Annotated in this window: 14 protein-coding genes; 9 read left to right on the top strand and 5 right to left on the bottom strand. The window is 63.3% G+C overall.

Annotated features, from left to right (window positions below; all coding sequences use genetic code 11):
- Positions 1-24: 24 nt before the first annotated feature.
- The 5 genes from CQ020_RS16210 (at position 25) to CQ020_RS16190 (ending at position 5,525) form a co-directional block, all read left to right on the top strand.
- Complete coding sequence (locus CQ020_RS16210; RefSeq protein WP_105692807.1) at positions 25-1,428, top strand: MFS transporter; 1,404 nt, start codon at positions 25-27, stop codon at positions 1,426-1,428.
- A gap of 133 nt (positions 1,429-1,561) precedes the next feature.
- Positions 1,562-2,224: a response regulator transcription factor gene (locus CQ020_RS16205; protein WP_105692781.1), complete on the top strand. Its 663-nt coding sequence runs from the start codon at positions 1,562-1,564 to the stop codon at positions 2,222-2,224.
- The gene (locus CQ020_RS16200) at positions 2,221-3,633 is read left to right on the top strand and encodes a HAMP domain-containing sensor histidine kinase (protein ID WP_105692780.1); all 1,413 of its coding nucleotides are present in this window, start codon (positions 2,221-2,223) and stop codon (positions 3,631-3,633) included. The genes CQ020_RS16205 and CQ020_RS16200 overlap by 4 nt, the downstream gene beginning before the upstream one ends.
- Positions 3,626-4,612, top strand: a complete 987-nt coding sequence (locus CQ020_RS16195; RefSeq protein WP_105692779.1) for a TAXI family TRAP transporter solute-binding subunit — start codon at positions 3,626-3,628, stop codon at positions 4,610-4,612. Before CQ020_RS16200 ends, CQ020_RS16195 begins: the two co-directional genes overlap by 8 nt.
- A gap of 76 nt (positions 4,613-4,688) precedes the next feature.
- Complete coding sequence (locus tag CQ020_RS16190; protein ID WP_024819511.1) at positions 4,689-5,525, top strand: PfkB family carbohydrate kinase; 837 nt, start codon at positions 4,689-4,691, stop codon at positions 5,523-5,525.
- A 71-nt stretch (positions 5,526-5,596) separates the two neighbouring features.
- On the opposite strand, the gene CQ020_RS16185 is transcribed toward CQ020_RS16190, so the two are convergent.
- Positions 5,597-6,529 (bottom strand): cytochrome b/b6 domain-containing protein, encoded by a 933-nt coding sequence (locus CQ020_RS16185; protein WP_105692778.1) that lies wholly within the window; start codon positions 6,527-6,529, stop codon positions 5,597-5,599.
- A 302-nt stretch (positions 6,530-6,831) separates the two neighbouring features.
- On the opposite strand from CQ020_RS16185, the gene CQ020_RS16180 reads away from it, so the two are divergent.
- Positions 6,832-7,446, top strand: a complete 615-nt coding sequence (locus CQ020_RS16180) for a TetR/AcrR family transcriptional regulator (RefSeq protein WP_105692777.1) — start codon at positions 6,832-6,834, stop codon at positions 7,444-7,446.
- Between the two features lie 19 nt (positions 7,447-7,465).
- On the opposite strand, the gene CQ020_RS16175 is transcribed toward CQ020_RS16180, so the two are convergent.
- The gene (locus CQ020_RS16175) at positions 7,466-8,134 is read right to left on the bottom strand and encodes a FadR/GntR family transcriptional regulator (RefSeq protein WP_105692776.1); all 669 of its coding nucleotides are present in this window, start codon (positions 8,132-8,134) and stop codon (positions 7,466-7,468) included.
- 276 nt (positions 8,135-8,410) lie between these two features.
- On the opposite strand from CQ020_RS16175, the gene CQ020_RS16170 reads away from it, so the two are divergent.
- Positions 8,411-10,102 carry a 2-isopropylmalate synthase gene (locus CQ020_RS16170; RefSeq protein WP_374955201.1) on the top strand — a complete coding sequence of 564 codons (1,692 nt, stop codon included), beginning with the start codon at positions 8,411-8,413 and terminating at the stop codon, positions 10,100-10,102.
- A gap of 6 nt (positions 10,103-10,108) precedes the next feature.
- Here CQ020_RS16170 and CQ020_RS16165 read toward each other — a convergent pair whose 3' ends face one another.
- The gene (locus CQ020_RS16165) at positions 10,109-10,900 is read right to left on the bottom strand and encodes an NAD(P)-dependent oxidoreductase (RefSeq protein ID WP_105692774.1); all 792 of its coding nucleotides are present in this window, start codon (positions 10,898-10,900) and stop codon (positions 10,109-10,111) included.
- Positions 10,901-10,979: 79 nt separating this feature from the next.
- Positions 10,980-12,494: an XRE family transcriptional regulator gene (locus CQ020_RS16160; protein ID WP_105692773.1), complete on the bottom strand. Its 1,515-nt coding sequence runs from the start codon at positions 12,492-12,494 to the stop codon at positions 10,980-10,982.
- A 144-nt stretch (positions 12,495-12,638) separates the two neighbouring features.
- On the opposite strand from CQ020_RS16160, the gene aceA reads away from it, so the two are divergent.
- Both aceA and aceB read left to right on the top strand, forming a co-directional pair.
- Positions 12,639-13,955: an isocitrate lyase gene (aceA, locus tag CQ020_RS16155; protein ID WP_105692772.1), complete on the top strand. Its 1,317-nt coding sequence runs from the start codon at positions 12,639-12,641 to the stop codon at positions 13,953-13,955.
- Between the two features lie 244 nt (positions 13,956-14,199).
- Entirely contained in the window at positions 14,200-15,852 is a 1,653-nt protein-coding gene (aceB, locus tag CQ020_RS16150) for a malate synthase A (protein ID WP_105692771.1), read from the top strand.
- Positions 15,853-16,075: 223 nt separating this feature from the next.
- Here aceB and CQ020_RS16145 read toward each other — a convergent pair whose 3' ends face one another.
- Positions 16,076-17,269 (bottom strand): CynX/NimT family MFS transporter, encoded by a 1,194-nt coding sequence (locus tag CQ020_RS16145; protein WP_105692770.1) that lies wholly within the window; start codon positions 17,267-17,269, stop codon positions 16,076-16,078.
- Positions 17,270-17,288: the final 19 nt, after the last annotated feature.

The following is a 17,288-nucleotide window of genomic DNA, read 5'->3' as shown; positions in this document are numbered from 1 at the left end:
GCTGCCGTCCAGGAAGGTTCATTGATGAGCACCCAACAAGCTGCACCTCTGAGCGAAGCCGCCCAGACACGCAAGGCCGTGAGCAACATCCTTAAGGGCTCCGCCGGCAACCTCGTGGAGTGGTTCGACGTTTACGTCTATACCGCTTTTGCGGCGTATTTCCAGTCGCACTTCTTCAACTCTTCGGATGACCTTCAGGCCGGGCTCGAGGCGATGGCGGTCTTCTCGACGTCGTTCCTCATGCGTCCCATCGGCAGCTGGTTCTTCGGCCGTTACGCCGACCGCAAGGGCCGCAAAGCTGCGCTGACACTCAGTGTGACCATGATGTCTGCGGGCTCTTTCGCCATCGCGATCCTGCCAACGCAGGACGTCATCGGCCTCTGGGCTCTGATCCTGCTGGTGTTTATCCGCATGATCCAGGGCTTCTCTGTGGGTGGCGAGTACGGTACCAGCGCTACTTACATGTCCGAGGCTGCAACGGCCAAACGCCGCGGCTTCTTCTCCAGCTTCCAGTACGTGACGCTGATCGGCGGGCAGATGCTGGCCCTCCTGGTGCTGGTGATCCTGCAGAACACCATGAGCAAGGAAGACCTGACGGCGTGGGGTTGGCGCATTCCGTTCGCCTTGGGTGGCGTCGCTGCGTTGGTTGTTCTCTGGCTTCGCCGCTCCATGGAAGAGACTCTTTCCGCGGACCAACTCCGCGCTGCACACGTCAAGGTTGAGGGTGAAGCGCAGCCTGGCACCATGAAGCTGCTGTTCACCAAGCACTGGAAGCCGCTGCTGATCTGCATCGGCATCACCCTGGGCGGCACCGTGGCGTTCTACACGTATACCAACTTCATCCTGAAGTTCATGAACGATACGTCCGGCATCGCCAAGACCGACACCTCCGTCATCAACTTCTGGGCACTGTTCATCTTCATGCTGCTGCAGCCTGTGTATGGCATGCTCTCGGACAAGATCGGCCGGAAGCCGCTGCTGATCTGGTTTGGCGTGACTGGCGTGCTGTTCACCTGGCCGCTGCTCTCCGCGCTTGCTGGAACCAAGGATCCGTTTGTGGCGTTCCTCCTGATGTTCGGCGGTTTGCTGATGGTGGGTGGTTACACCTCCATCAACGCGCTGGTGAAGGCTGAACTGTTCCCGGCATCCATCCGTGCGCTCGGAGTCGGACTCGGTTACGCGATTGCCAACTCGCTGTTCGGCGGCACCGTCCCGCTGATTGGTGCTGCGCTGCAGAAGTCGGGCCAGGTGGATATGTTCTTCACCTACGTCACGGCTGCCATTTTCATCTCGCTGCTGGTGTACATCTTCGCGCTGAAGAACAAGAAGCCCACGCACTTGGACGCGGAGCAGGGCAACGCTTTCGTCGCCAAGGTCTCTGCAAAGGAAACCGACGACGACGGCACGAAGGATCGCGTCAACGCCTGACCTGCCTGCCTTGTGAGGCCCGTTCTGCGCACTTTGGATACTCCGAAGGGCGCAGAGCGGGCCTCACAACGTTAAGCTCTAGTAGCGAACCAGCGAAGCGAACCAGCCCGTAGCGAAGCAAAGGACCCAGCCCGTGCACGTGCTCATCGTCGAGGATGACGACGCCATGGCGTCGGCCTTGAGTGCAGCCGTCGCCTCCGCCGGGCACAAGCACACCCGGGTCTCCCGCGGCGAGGATGCGCTTTTGGCCCACCGGCAGCACGAGGTCATCCTGCTGGACCTTGGCCTTCCGGATCTGGACGGCCTGGAAGTCCTGAGGAAACTCCGGCAGGTCACGCAGATCCCCATCCTGATCCTGACGGCCCGCGATGACGAGCGAAGCGTGGTCCTGGGCCTTCGATCCGGGGCCGATGACTACCTGGTCAAACCCGTGAAGCTTGTGGAATTGCTCGCCAGGATCGAAGCTGTGACGCGGCGAACCAACCGGTCCGGCCATCAAACCCCGCACAACATCGTCCTTGGAGATCTTGAGGTGGACCTCGATCGCCGCGTGGCCGCCGTCGGGGAACGGCAACTGGCCCTGACCGCCACGGAGTTCGACCTCCTCAGCCTTCTGGTCAGGAACGCCGGCTCGGTGGTCACTCGGGAACAGATCCTGGACGCGCTGTGGGGCGACGCGTTCCTGTCCCACTCGCGGTCATTGGACGTGCACCTGACGGGGCTAAGGTCCAAGCTGCAGCTTCCCGGATTCATCATCAATGTCCGCGGCGTCGGCTATCGTGTCGAGCAACCATGAAAGTCCGGGTCCTCGGCATCCTGAGCCTGCTGGTGGTGATCATCGTGGTGACGGTGTCCAGCGTGATCCTGACCTCGGCCAGCCGGGAGCTTACCCAGGAACTGCAGATCAACCGCGTGGCAGCCCTCAACCGCTTCGCGCAACTGGCCAGCGATGCCGCGGAGGATAGCGACACCACCCAACTCCAGCGGGAAATGGACCGATACTCCGAGCTTTATGGGGAAGGAATCCTGATCCGACTCCAACAGAACACCCTCCATTCCGGCGGTCTCAGCGAGGACCGGCCCGAGGCCCGGGACGCGTTGAACAGGGCGAGCCTCAACCTCAGCGACACCACACTCAACCCCATCCGTGCCTTCGGGTCCGGCACGGACATCATTTCCCGGTCCTTCGGCACCGCCAGCCAGGTACTCGGCGAGGTGGTCCTTGAAGTGGACCTCGACGCTGCCCGGCAGAAGCTACGGGAGCGCTGGCTCGTGGTGGTGCTTGCCGCAATGGCGCTGGGTGCGCTGCTCCTGCTGGCGGCCTCGCGCATCACCGGCTGGGTCCTTCGCCCGGTCCACAGGCTGAGCAAGGCTGTCCACGAACTGGAAACAACCGGTAAAACCAGCCAGCTCCCGGAGGCGGGCCCGCCGGAACTTCGCGCATTGAGCCGTTCCTTCACGGCCATGGCCGACACCGTGACGGAAAGCATGGAGTCCCAACGCCGGCTCATCGCCGATACCTCGCACCAGCTCCGGAACCCTGTTGGCGCGCTGCGCTTGCGCATCGATTTGCTGCAGCTGGCTCTACGCTCAGAACCGGAGAAGGAGGCGGCTGACGGCGTCGTTGCGGAACTTGAGCGGGTGGAGGAAATGCTCGACGGCGTGCTGAAGCTCGCTGCGGCTGAACACCGCGCCTCCGAAGGGTCTTCCCGCATGGAGCATGCCGAGCACAAGCGCCTGGCAGTCATCGATCCCTACCCGGTCCTGCAGGGCGAAGTCGAGCGGGCGGCACCGGCTGCCCGACATGCCGGAACCCAGCTGACGCTGGAGGGCCCTGCGTCCGAAAGCCACATCGTGTGCGACCCCGACGAACTCGCGCACATGGTGGGCGAACTCCTCACCAACGCCATGAAATACGCCCCCGGTTCCCACATCGCGGTGGCGACCCAAGCGACGCAAGGAGGAACCGCCGTCGAGATTTCCGACGACGGCCCGGGCCTCCCGCCCGATCAACTCGCCGCGTCAACCACCAGGTTTTGGCGGGCGCCGCAGCATGGCAAGATCCCCGGTAACGGCTTGGGCATGACCATCGTGGAGCGGCTGGCGCAGGCCAACGGCGGACGGCTCATCCTTGAGCCGCGCGAGCCCCACGGCCTGACGGCACGCCTCGAGTTCGCGAAACCGGAGGAGGACACGCATGCCTGATTCCCTCGCGTTCTCCCGGCGGAGTGTCCTCAAAGGCGCCGTCGCGATCGGCCTGGGCGGCAGCTCGCTCGCGTCGACCACCGCCTGCACGCCGGAAGAACAGCCCAAAGAACTTACGGTTGCCGGGGGCGAGTCCGGCGGCTTCTACCTGGAGTTTGCCACCCTGCTCGCGGCCTTGCTGCAACGGGAGGGCGTGGCCGCAAATGCCGTCGCGCTGACCACCGGCGGGAGCCTTGAGAACATTCAGCGGGTTGTGTCCGACAAGGCGACCTTCGCCGTCGCGCTGGCCGATGCCGCAGCGCAGGCAGCAGCGCCCGCCGGAAATCCCGCGCAGCCCGGCGACCTTGTGGCGCTGGGAAAGGTGTACCAGAACTATGTCCACTGCATCGTGCGCGAGGACAGCGGGATCCGGACCCTCGCAGACCTCGCCGGGAAGACTGCGGGCGTAGGTGAAGTGGGCTCAGGGACCACCCTGACCGCAGGACGGATCATCACAGCGGCGGGACTTTCTGAACCACCCCGCACCGTGAAGCAAGTGAACCTCGGCTTGAACCAGGCGCTGGCCTCGCTGCAGGACGGTTCGATTGAGATGATGATCCAATCCGGAGGGGTGCCCACCGCTCCCATCGCTGCCGCAGCTAAGGACATTGGCCTTCGGCTGCTGGATATTTCCGAACTCATCCCGGCGACACGGGCGCAGTCGGGATTCTTCTACGACCGCGTGCTGATCCCCGCCAACAGCTACGGGAACGCGCCTGCTGTGTGGACGGTGGGCGTTGCCAACCTGCTCCTGTGCCGCAGGGACCTGGCCGATCATGTTGTTCGGCAGACGGTGGAGTTGCTGGTGGACCAGGCTCAGGATCTGGTTCCAACCTCCAGCACCGGCGTGCAGTTCCTCAGCCCGGAAACCCTGATCAACACTGCGGGTATCCCGCTGCATCCGGCCGCGGAAGCTGCCTACAGGGCGCTGCACGGCTAGGCCTCACGGGGAAGTGTACGGGGTGAGTCACGGGCCGGAATCGGCGTACGGCCGGGCAACTGGCAAAATGGAAACCATGACTTCAGCTGTTGCCCCTGCCATCGCCCTGACCATCGCCGGTTCCGAAGCGACCGGTGGCGCCGGCGCGCAGGCCGACCTCAAGACCTTCCAGGAACTCGGAGTGTTCGGCATCGCGAACCTCACCTGCATCGTTTCCTTCAACCCGAAGGACAACTGGAACCACCGCTTTGTGCCGGTGGACCAGCAAGTCATCGCGGACCAATTGGAAGCCACGACGGCGGCCTATGGTGCCGCTTCCGGCGCCCCTTCGGTGTTGGACACCGTGAAGATCGGCATGCTCGGCAGCCCGGCAACCATCAGCACCGTTGAAAAGGCATTGGCAGATGGCTCCTTCAAGCATGTGGTCCTGGACCCTGTCCTGATCTGCAAGGGCCAGGAGCCCGGCCACGCCCTGGACACCGATCAGGCCCTCAAGGCCCAGATCCTGCCGTTGGCAACGTTTGTCACTCCGAACCACTTCGAAGCCGAGTCGCTATCCGGACTCACCATCACCGACGAAGAGTCGCTCAAGGCCGCGGCGATCCGCATCCACGAGATCAGCGGAGCAGCAGTCCTCGCCAAGGGCGGGGTGCGGCTGGAAGGCCCGGACGCCGTCGACGTTTACTACGACGGCGAAACGCTGGAAGTCCTGCGCGCTCCGAAGGTTGGCGAAGTGGCTGTGTCCGGTGCTGGTTGCTCCCTTGCTGCAGCTGTGACCGCCGAACTCGCGAAGGGCGCGACGCCGTTGGAAGCAGCACGGACCGCGAAGGCTTTCGTGACTGCTGGCATCAAGAACCGGGTGTCCTCCGGCGCTCCCTTTGATGCACTGTGGCAGGGCGGTGCTCTGTCCTAGCCTCTGCTGCACCTGCGAAAGCAGCCGCCCCGGAAACACTTCCGGGGCGGCTGTCTTTCTTTGCGTGAGGGTTAGCGCGAGACCTTGCCCATCAGCGAGGCGATGGGGCGCAGGAACAGGGGCCGGGCCAGGAACCAAGCCGCCGCCGTGAAGACAATGGAGGCTGCGAAGATGCCGAAGCCCCACCAGCTGTTGTTGTCGTCATTGGCCGCGTACATGTGGTTGAGGTTCCTCAGGGCGCCCGTAGCCAGCACCAGGGTGACGTGAACAATCACGAAGGCCACGAAGTAGATCATCACCGGGAAGTGGATCTTGCGGGCCAACTCGATCGGGTAGAACTTGTTGATCGCAGCCTTTTTGGGCCATGCCCCGGACATCCGGATGCCGGTGATGATGGCCAGCGGGGCCGCGATGAACACCGTGATGAAGTAGGTCAGGAGCTGGAGGCTGTTGTAGTTGTTCCAGCCGTTTTCAACGGGCCAGTTCAGCGAGGCGTATTGCAGTCCTGCCGAGACGGCGTTGGGGAAAGCGTCCCAGTTGGTGGGGACGATCCGCAACCATTGGCCGGTGGCGAAAAGGAGCACAATGAAGATGATGCCGTTGAGGACCCAGAGCGCGTCCAGCGTCAGGTGGAACCAGAGGTCCAGGCTGATCTTGGTGGGCGGGTTCTTGGTCTTGATGAAGCCCTTGTTGTTCCGGGTCCAGTTGGCCGCCGGGCGGGTGGTGGTGCGCACCTGCCAGCCCGAACGGATGATCAGGACGATGAAGAACATGTTGAGGAAGTGCTGCCAGCCTAGCCACGCCGGGAAGCCGGTGGGAGTGCCTTCAGGAATTGCCGAGTGCCCGGGGTAGTCCACCAGGAACTGCTGCACGGGCTGAAGGGTCCGGAGCCATTGCGCAACGAGCACCAGGATCAGTGCCACCACCAAAGCTCCTGCGGTGACGACGACGGGTTTGAACCACCTGTTCGACGTGATCCCGGACGACTTGCTTGAAACGGACATCAGGCCGCGTTCCTCTCTGGCTTGTTTGGCTGCGACCAGTTGGCGCTATATAGCGATTCAACCAGTTGCAGCCCGACGGTGAAAACGGCACCCGGGTTTCGGGGCGCTCGACGTCAAAAATCGCAGCATTCGGATACACGCCGCAACATGCATTTCTAGAACAGACTTCCAGAATTATTTCCCGTCCCATAAGGAGCAGTCAAGGCTTCTTGCTGGCTATGTGGATTCTTTGGAGGGTAGGATTCCAAAAAATAGCCGTTCGACACTCCGATCTACGTCCTGCCTGCGGGAGGAGCCCACGCGTGGTCCGTAAGACTTCCGAAGTTGCCAGCACCGCAGGCTCCTGGCAATGGACCCGCACCGCGGCAACCCAACGCAACCTGCTGGACGCCGCCACCGAAGTGTTCGTCCAGCATGGCTTCACCAACGCGAGCATCTCAGACATTGTGGCCCGCGCCGGATCCAGCGTCGGCAGCCTCTACCACCACTTCGGCGGGAAAACCGAACTCTTCCTCGCACTGTGGGACGACTACCAGAATGAACACGAACGGCTCGTGGCAGCCGCCGTGGCCAGAGCCCGGAAAGCTGGTGAAGAGAATCCCCTTGCACTGTTCAACGTGGGAAGCCGCAGCTACTTCGACTACACGTGGAAACACCGGGACCTGGAACGCGTGTTCATTGAAGGGGACACTCCCCCGGGTTTCGAAGTCCTGCGGCGGGAACGCGGACGCGAGTGGGTCCGGCAGAACTCCGTGCTCCTCGGCGCCAGTGACGACACCCTGGGCCGGCTCACCGTTGCAGTGATCACGGACATCGTGACGGTGTCCGGGCAGGAAGTGGCCCTGAGCGCCTCCAAGCGCGAGGCCGACGAAGTTGTTGAAGCCGCCGCGGTGCTGGTGGCCCGCCTGATCCGCTGAAGCTCACTCCCGGCAGGGGCTAGGGCAGTTCTGCTTTGAGCGCGAGCAGATGCTCCCGGGTCAGCGCGGCCGCCAACACCGCGTCCCTGCTGGCAATCGCTTCCAGGATGCCCACGTGGGTGAGTTGATCGGCGTCGCTTCCGTGTTCGCCGCGGCGCCGGAGCATCTCGATCATCGCTTGCCTGCTGCGCGGGGTGAAGGTGTCGAACAATTCGGTAAGGATCGGATTGTGTGCAGCCAGGACGATGCTGCGGTGAAGGGCCGTGTCTGCATCAACGTGCTCCTCCAGTCCCGAGCGCTTCAGTTCCCGCTCCTGGGCCGCACGCCTCATGGCCCGGAGGTCGGCGGGAGTGCGCCGTTCCGCGGCAAGCGCCGAGGCTTCAACCTCGATCGCGATACGCGCCTCTATCACGGCGGCGATGTCCGCGCGGCGAAGGACCTGGTCCCAATCTTCGGGCTCGTCGAGCGCCGTGACGAAGACTCCGGCACCTTGACGGGTAACGAGCACGCCGCGGCCAGCCAGGTGCCGAATGGCTTCGCGGATTGTGGACCGGCCGACGCCGAGCTGCGGAGCGAGCGTCGTCTCCCCCGGCAGCTTTTGACCGAGCGCCCACTCGCCGCCGCGGATGCGTTCGAGAAGTGCCTCGGCGGCTTGTTCGGCGAGCGGCTCGCGTCGCAGTTGTGTCATGGAACCATCATCTCCTATTTCCAGGCTTCTCTACTTGTCTGAGGAGTTGTGCTAGCGTGGACCCATGCTTTACGGACTCCTTCTTCTTCGCCGCCACGGCGGGGCATAGCCTGACCGGCTCCCCGACGTGGAGTCGAAACGCGCGCCGGTCCTAGGACTACAACCAATAAGAAGGACTCCCACGCCATGACTACCAATGACTTCCCCCGCGTTTCCACGCCCGCCGGTCCAGTGCCCGCCGTCGCACCATCTTGGAACCGTCAGCGAGCCTCACAAATGCCCTCCCACCGCTATCGCGATGTGTATTCCCGTGTGGAGATTCCGCTCGCCGACCGTAACTGGCCTTCCCGTCGCTTGGATAGGGCGCCGTTGTGGGTACCCGTGGATTTGCGTGACGGCAACCAGGCCTTGTCCGAGCCGATGGACCCCGACCGCAAACGCCGGTTCTTCGAGCTGATGGTGAAGATGGGCTACAAGGAGATTGAGGTCGGTTACCCGTCCGCGTCGCGGACCGACTACGACTTCGTGCGTCTGATCGCTGATACTGACATCGCGCCCGAGGATGTGACGATCGTCGTGTTCACCCCGGCCCGGCGCGACCTGATTGAGCGCACCGTCGCTGCGATCCGCGGCATCCGCAACCAGGTGGTGATCCATATGTACACCGCCACCGCGCCCGCCTGGCGCGATGTGGTCCTCGGCAAGGACCGTGACGAACTGCGGGAGCTGATCCTGACCGGCGGGCGCGACGTGCTCGAGTTCGCCGGGCAGCTGCCGAACGTGCGGTTCGAATTCTCACCCGAGGTGTTCAACCTCACCGAACCCGACTACGTCATCGAGCTCTGCGACGCCATGACTGAGCTGTGGGAGGCGACCCCCGATCGTCCCGTGATCCTGAACTTGCCCGCGACTGTGGAGATCGCGACACCGAACGTCTATGCCGATCAGATCGAGTACATGCACAAGAGCCTCGCCCGCCGGGACGCCGTGATCCTCTCAGTACATCCCCACAACGACCGCGGCACCGGGATCGCTTGCGCTGAACTAGCCATTCTCGCCGGCGCCCAACGAGTGGAGGGCTGCATCTTCGGCAATGGAGAGCGCACCGGCAATGTCGATATCGCCACCCTTGCGTTGAACTTGCACGCCCAAGGCATCGATCCGATGATCGATTTCTCCGACATCGACGAGATCCGCCGCACCGTTGAGTACAGCAACCGCCTCGAAATCCATCCACGCCACCCCTACGTCGGCGACCTGGTGCACACCGCTTTTAGCGGCACCCACCAGGACGCGATCAAGAAGGGATTCGTCGAGCACCGTGCACGGGCCAAAGCTGAGGGGCGTCCCGAAGGAGAGATTGAGTGGCGGGTGCCATACCTGCCGATCGACCCTGCAGACATCGGCCGCAGCTATGACGCTGTGATCCGCGTCAACTCCCAGTCCGGCAAGGGCGGCATCGCCTACCTGCTTGAAACGGACTACGGCATGGAGCTGCCCCGCCGCTTGCAGATCGATTTCGCCCGACGTGTGCAGGACCTCGCCGACAGCACCGGACTCGAAATCAACTCGGCAACCCTGCTGGAACTCTTCGAAGACAACTATCTGCAGCGGGGAACCGATGTCATTGAGCTCACCGACCTTGAATCCCTGAGTCACGACAACACGACCATTACACGCGTCAACGTCCGCATCGATGGCGTCCAGCGGAGCGGCAGCTACGACACTGTCGGTCCCGTCGAGGCGGTCATTCAACTGCTCGGCGAGCACGGCATCCCGATCGATGTCCTCGCACTGCACCAAACTTCCCTTTCCACGGGCGCCGACAGTGAGGCCTTGACACTCGTGGAATACCGCGACGCACACGGCACACGCTGGTCAGCAGGCAAGGATCGCTCCGTCCTGACTGCCAGCGTGAAGGCAGTCCTATACGCAGCTTGCAGCTCGGCCGCCCTTACCGCAGAGTAACGTCCGCTACCGGCGCATCTTCCCGGTCGAGTACTCCTCGGCCGCGTAGAGCCCGCCTTGAGGCAAGTTGGGATCAAAGTCCTCCTGCGCTCCCCACTGGGCAGCATCATCTTCGGGGAGGAACCCGACGTCGTGTCCAGCCTTTAGCTCCCACCACCGGTGGGTGTTCGAGGAAACCGCGTAGAAGACGGCTATGTGTTCGGTTGTGGTCATTGCGGCAAGGAATGCCCGGACCGCGTCTGACGGGCTAAGCCAGGTCCGCTGCTCACGCGCGGACCCTGGCCGAAGCTCATAGCTGCCTATGCGCACGGCGATGGTGCTCATCCCGAATTTGTCAGCGTACAGCCTGCACAGGGCTTCACCTGCCACCTTCGACACTCCATAGAAACCGTCCGGCCTGGGCGGCATCTCTGGTGAGACTTTTACGCCGGCGGAATACATTCCAGTCAGACGGTTGCTGCTGGCAAAGACCACACGGGGAACACCAGCTCGTCGGGCAGCCTCGAGAACGTGGTAGGTACCGACGATGTTCACCTCTGCCAAGTCGTGGAAATCCGCCTCATCAGGGATTCCGCCCAGGTGGATCACGCCATCCGCATCCGCGAACAGTTCCACCAACGAAACCAGGTCGCTGAGGTCCGCCGGCACGACTTCATCACGCGGACCAACCGGCGATACCGGGCGAATATCAGTAGACACCAACTCAACCTGCAGCTCGGAGAGGGCCGCACGAAGGGCAGAGCCGATCGTTCCAGCAGCACCCGTGATGACCCATCGGCTCCCCGCAACATCAACCATGTTTCAACCGTACTGCGCCTTTGTCCGCACCCCGGCCAAACATTCCGCACCCGGAACCATGTCCTTCGCCGCCGAAGGCTCAGCGCTCGGAGTGGGCCGCCAGGAAGCTGTACACCTCGGTCTCGTCCACGCCGGGGAATGCGCCGGGAGGCATGGCGGCGAGGAGGTGCGAGTGCGCGCGGGCTGAGGGCCATGCGTTGCCGGCCCACTCGTTCGCCAAAGATGCCGGAGGCCGCTTGCAGCAGGTGGGATCCGGGCAGTTGGACGTGGCACGCGCCGTCGTCTCCCGGCCCCGGAACCACTTCACATGCTGGTAGGGCACGCCAATGCTCAGTGAAAATTCACCGGCCGCCGAGCGTTCCGTCCGGGCCGTGCACCAGTACGTGCCTGAGGGTGTGTCCGTGTACTGGCTGTACGCGCTGAACTTATCGGGTACATCAAACACTGCGCGCGAGGTCCATGCCTTGCACGACGGCTGCCCCTCAATGGCCCCGGTGTGGTCCTGCGGGAAGGCCACGCCGTCGTTCTCGTACGCCTTGTAGATGATGCCGGACTGGTGGGTCTTCTGGAAGTGAGTAGTGATGCCCAGGTGCTTGGTGGCGAGGTTAGTGAAGCGGTGCGCAGCCGTTTCGTAGGACACGGCAAAGGCATCCCGGATGTCCTCCACCGCGATTTCCTTTGCCGCCTTGGCCTTCTGCAGGAACTCCACCGTGGCCTGCTCCGGCAGCAACAACGCCGCTGCAAAATAGTTGGTGGCAACGCGCTGCGCCAGGAAATCGCCGTAGTTCCGCGGAGTTTCATGCCCCAGGACGTAGTGGCCAAGGGCCTGCAGGAGCACCGAGCGGGGGTCGTGATCCTGGCGCTGGTTCTGCGTCAGATAAATTCTGCGGTTCTTCAAATCGGTGACGGACCGCGTGGAGTGCGGCAGATCGCCCACATGATGCAACGAGAAACCGAGGTTCTCGGCGATGTCCGCAATGACGTGCTGGCTGAGCGGGCCAGCGGTGTAGCCGACCCCCTTGAGGACCTTCTGCGCCTCGGCCTCATACTCCGGGAAATAGTTACCGCGCTCGCGCATCATGGCACGCAACTCGCCGTTCGCGCGGCGGGCTTCTTCCGGCGTCGCCACCTGCTCGTTGAGTTTGCGTTCGAGCTCCTGAAGCAGCCCCACTTGCGACTCCAGCACATCCAGCGGAAGCCGCGAACTGATGCGGATTTTAGGCAGGTTCAACGACTCGTACAGAGGCCCGCGCTGGTACCGTTCGAGCTCGATTTCCAGAGCGGCGCGACGACTCGGCGGCTCCGCTCCCAGCAGTTGATCGATGGTCACGTTGAGGGACGCGGCGAGCTGCTGCAACAGCCCCAGTTTGGGTTCGCGCTTGCCGTTTTCGATCAGGCTCAGCTGGCTCGGTGCGGTCCCGACGGCGGCACTCAAGTCGTCCAGCGTCAGTCCCGCCTGCTTGCGCAGGTGCCGCACACGGCGGCCAAGGCTGATGACGTCCAGTTCAGGGGACGCAGGGGACAACGACGGCGACGCGACTTCGCGATTCCAGCTCACAGGAGACATTTCTTGAGAATACGCGAAGAAGTTCATTTCTTTCCATAGTTTTCCTCTAGTAACCCTCTTGGAAGTGCAGAAAAGTAGGACTTACGAAAAAGAAATACAGACCCCGGGTATGCCGGCCGATGCAGCAAAGGCGCAGCGGAGGCCGGCCCGGGCACCACATAGGAGATCAAGATGACCGCTTCATTTGAACCCGCAGAGCCGTCCGCAGAGCAGCAGGCCGCAGCGCTGGAACTTGAATGGTCCGCCAACCCGCGGTGGGAAGGCGTCACCCGTGATTACTCGGCCACCGACGTCGTCCGCCTCCGCGGTCGCGTCTCCGAAGAGCACACCCTGGCCCGCCGCGGTTCGGAGAAGCTCTGGAAGCAGCTCACTGAGGAAGCTCCCACCGGCGGCTACACCAACGCCCTCGGAGCCCTGACCGGCAACCAGGCAGTGCAGCAGGTCAAGGCCGGCCTCCGCGCCATTTACCTCTCAGGCTGGCAGGTAGCGGCAGACGCCAACTTGTCGGGCCAGACCTACCCGGACCAGTCCCTGTACCCGGCCAACTCGGTACCCCAGGTTGTCCGCCGCATCAACAACGCCCTGCTCCGCGCAGACCAGATCGAGTATGCCGAGGGCGTCAAGACTGTTGAGGACTGGTTGGTCCCGATCGTTGCCGACGCCGAAGCCGGTTTCGGTGGCCCGCTGAACGCCTACGAGCTCATGAAATCCATGATCACCGCCGGCGCCTCGGGCGTTCACTGGGAAGACCAGCTCGCATCGGAGAAGAAGTGTGGCCACCTGGGCGGTAAGGTCCTCATTCCCACCCAGCAGCACATCCGGACCCTGAACGCAGCCCGCCTCGCAGCCGACGTCGCCGACACCCCCACGGTGGTCATCGCCCGGACCGACGCCGAAGCAGCAACCCTGATCACCTCAGACGTTGACGAGCGCGACCAGGAATTCACCACCGGCGAGCGTACCGCCGAGGGCTTCTACAAGGTGCGCAACGGAATCGAACCCTGCATCGCCCGCGCCAAGGCCTACGCACCGTACTCCGACCTCATCTGGATGGAGACCGGCACCCCGGACCTGGAACTGGCCCGCAAGTTCGCCGAATCGGTCAAAGCCGACTTCCCGGATCAGATGCTCTCCTACAACTGCTCCCCGTCCTTCAACTGGCGCAAGCACCTGGATGACACCACCATCGCCAAGTTCCAGCGCGAACTCGGTGCCATGGGCTTCACGTTCCAGTTCATCACCCTGGCCGGCTTCCACGCCCTGAACTACTCCATGTTCGATCTCGCCCACGGCTACGCCCGTGAAGGCATGAGCGCGTACGTCGAGCTCCAGGAAAAGGAATTCGCCTCCGAGTCCCGCGGCTACACCGCCACCAAGCACCAGCGCGAAGTCGGCACCGGCTACTTCGACGACATCGCAACCGCGCTCAACCCGAACGCATCCACCCTCGCACTGGTCGGATCGACCGAAGAGGGCCAGTTCCACTAACCAACACGCCCACGGTGAGCTGTTCGCTTCGCTCACCGGAAGGCACGACGGCGGCACTCACCGCTGCGGCCGGGAGGGGGAATCCGGAAGCGTGCGTAAAAGGGGCCCTGTCCCGAACGCCGGCCGAGCTCTGCGAGGTCATGCGGTCGGGACGGGGAATAGCACGCGGAGGATTTCTCTTCCCGACCCATCCAACCAGGCGAGTGCCGCCGTCGAACATTTGCTTCTCATAGGAGAGATTGAAATGAACAGCTTCACTGACAACTTCACTATCAATGGCATCACTATCACCGCGCAGCCCATTTGCCGGCAGAATGAGGTCCTCACGCCTGACGCCCTTGAGTTCATTGGCAAGTTGCACAGGGCTACGGCGGATCGTCGTCAGGAGCTGATGCAGGCACGGCACGCCCGCCGTGGGCAGATCGCCGCGGGTCAGGATCCGCGGTTCCGCCCGGAAACTGAGGGTATCCGGAACGATCCGTCCTGGCGCGTTGCTCCCCCGGCTCCGGGTTTGGAGGATCGTCGTGTTGAGATCACGGGGCCGGTGGATAAGAAGATGACCATCAACGCCCTGAACTCGGGGGCGAAGGTGTGGCTGGCTGACATGGAGGATTCGTCCACGCCGACGTGGCGGAACGTCATCCAGGGCCAGCTGAACCTGACTGATGCTCTGGAGCGGCGCATCGATTTCACCTCGCCTGAGGGCAAGGAGTACAAGCTCAAGTCGGCCGAGGACCTGCCCACTATTGTGGTTCGTCCCCGTGGTTGGCACCTGCCGGAGAAGCACATGCTCATTGACGGCAAGCCGATCGCCGGCGGCATTGTGGACTTCGGGCTGTTCTTCTTCCACAACGCCCGCCGTCTGCTGGCCCAGGGTAAGGGACCGTACTTCTACCTTCCCAAGATCGAGAACCACCTCGAAGCCCGGTTGTGGAACGACATCTTCGTCCTGGCCCAGGACCTGTTGGGTATCCCGCAGGGCACCATCCGCGCCACGGTGCTGATCGAGACCATCACCGCCGCTTTCGAGATGGAGGAGATCCTGTACGAACTCCGCGACCATGCGAGCGGTTTGAACGCCGGTCGGTGGGACTACATTTTCTCGCTGATCAAAAACTTCCGTACCCGCGGACCTCGTTTCGTGCTCCCGGACCGCGGCCAGGTGACCATGACCCAGCCGTTCATGCGCGCTTACACCGAGCAGCTGGTCAGGGCATGCCACCGCCGCGGTGCCATGGCAATCGGTGGAATGGCTGCAGCTGTCCCCAACCGCAAGGACGAGGCAGCCAACACCGCCTCGTTCGAGAAGGTTCGTGCGGACAAGACCCGTGAGGCCAACGACGGCTTTGACGGTTCGTGGGTGGCCCACCCGGATCTGGTGCCGGTGTGCCGGGAAGTTTTTGACTCAGTTCTCGGAGACCGCCCGAACCAGCTGGACCGCTCCCGCGAGGATGTAACCCCGGATGACCGTGCGCTGATCGACATCGCCAGCACAGAGGGAACCATCACCGAGGGCGGGGTTCGCCTGAACATCGAGGTGGGCATCCGCTACATCGAGTCCTGGCTGCGGGGCAACGGGGCTGTGGCCATCCACAACCTCATGGAAGACGCCGCCACCGCCGAGATCTCCCGGTCCCAGCTGTGGCAGTGGATCCACTCTCACGCCATCATCGAGAACGGTGACGTCATCACCCGTGAATGGGTTGAGGACCTGCTGGACGAGGAATTCGCCCGCCTGGAACGCTTCGATGGAGACCGCTTCGCTGATGCCCGCGCCATCTTCGAGGAAGTCACCCTGGCTGAGGAATTCCCCACCTTCCTGACCATTCCCGCGTACGCCCGTTTCCTCACCGAGGCCCGAGAAGAGGCCACGGAAGAGGAACTCGTCGCCGCCTAGGTCTCATGACCTGAGGTAGCGACACACAACAAGCCCCGACGCTGGGCTGCCTGCACTCTTCGCAACAAGTGACCCCGACCGCCGGGGAGGCAGCCCAGCAGCGGGGCTTTCCCTGTGCCCCATGCCCCCGAGCCGCCAGCAGCCCGCCCACTTCGATGCCCCGCTGCACACCATGCCGTGCGCACGGCACGTTCAGCAGGGAACCATCGAACCGGCCCAGGAACTACCCCTGCCGGGCCACCCAGCGCACAGACAACGTGGTGCACATACAGAACGCGAGCACCGAGCCGAGGATCACGAACAACGGGACGGTCCACCCCTCGGTAACACTGTGCACGTAGCCAATAACCGTGGGCGCCAACGCAGCGAAGCAGTAACCCACCCCTTGCACCACGGCGGACATCCTGCCGGCGGCGGCCTGGGATTGCGCGAACTTGATGATGGCAATGAAGATCACCGTGATGCCACCACCTTGGGCGACGCCGCCCAGCGAGGACCACAACCACCACAGCGAAGGCGCCAGCAGCAAGCCCACGGGAACCGTCAGCCACAGCGCGCTCAAGGTGACCGCCACCGTCGTCGTACTGGCGAAGCGGGCCAGAAGCGGCACGCCCAAGCCGCCTACGATCGCGAAGATCTGGAACAGCGAGGACCCCGCACCGGCTTCGGCGGTTCCCATGGCGAGTTCGTCGGACAGGAAGCTGGGCAGCCACGCGGTGACGCCGTAGTAGGAGAAGGCCTGGCCCGCAAAACCGAGTGTCAGGCCCACAGTCAGCCAGCCCACACCCGCAACAGGCCCGGCGCCGGAAGCCGGAGGAGCAGTAACAGCTGCCGGAACAAAGGCCTGCCGCGCCCCAACGGTGGGAACCCAGAACAGGATGGCCGCCAACGACAACAAGGCGCTCGCGGCCAGGGCCAGCCTCCACCCCACCAGCTCAGCCAAGGGTGCAGTGGCTACAGAGGTGAGGAAAGAACCGATGTTGAGGGCCGCCGTGTACACACCCATGGCCGTTGCCTGACGCCTGGGCGCAAAGTCCCGCCGGATGATGAGCGGCACCGCGATGTTGCCAATGGTGATGGCCACACCAATAATCACCGTGCCTGTCATGACCAGGGCACTGCCGCCACTGGAGCGGATCACCACCCCGGCCAGCACACCGAGCAGCGTGAGCATCACGGCGAATTCGGCTCCGAGGCGTCGTCCGGCCAGCGAGGCCAAGGGGGACGCGAGGGAGAAGCAGAGGACGGGAATGCCGGTCAGCAGCCCGAGTTCCACCGGCGAGAATCCCAGATCCTGGCGGAGGGAATCCACCACGGGGGCCACGGCCACAAAGGGTCCGCGCATGTTGAGGGCGATGAGGCCAATGCATGCGAGGATGAGCCAGCCGCGGGGAATTTTGGCAAAGAAAGTAGACATCACTTTCATTGCTATCACG

It is taken from the genome of Arthrobacter sp. MYb23, assembly GCF_002979775.1.
Classification (GTDB): Bacteria; Actinomycetota; Actinomycetes; order Actinomycetales; family Micrococcaceae; genus Arthrobacter.
Note: the sequence above shows the minus strand (reverse complement) of the source record. Positions and strands in the feature narration are given on the sequence as shown.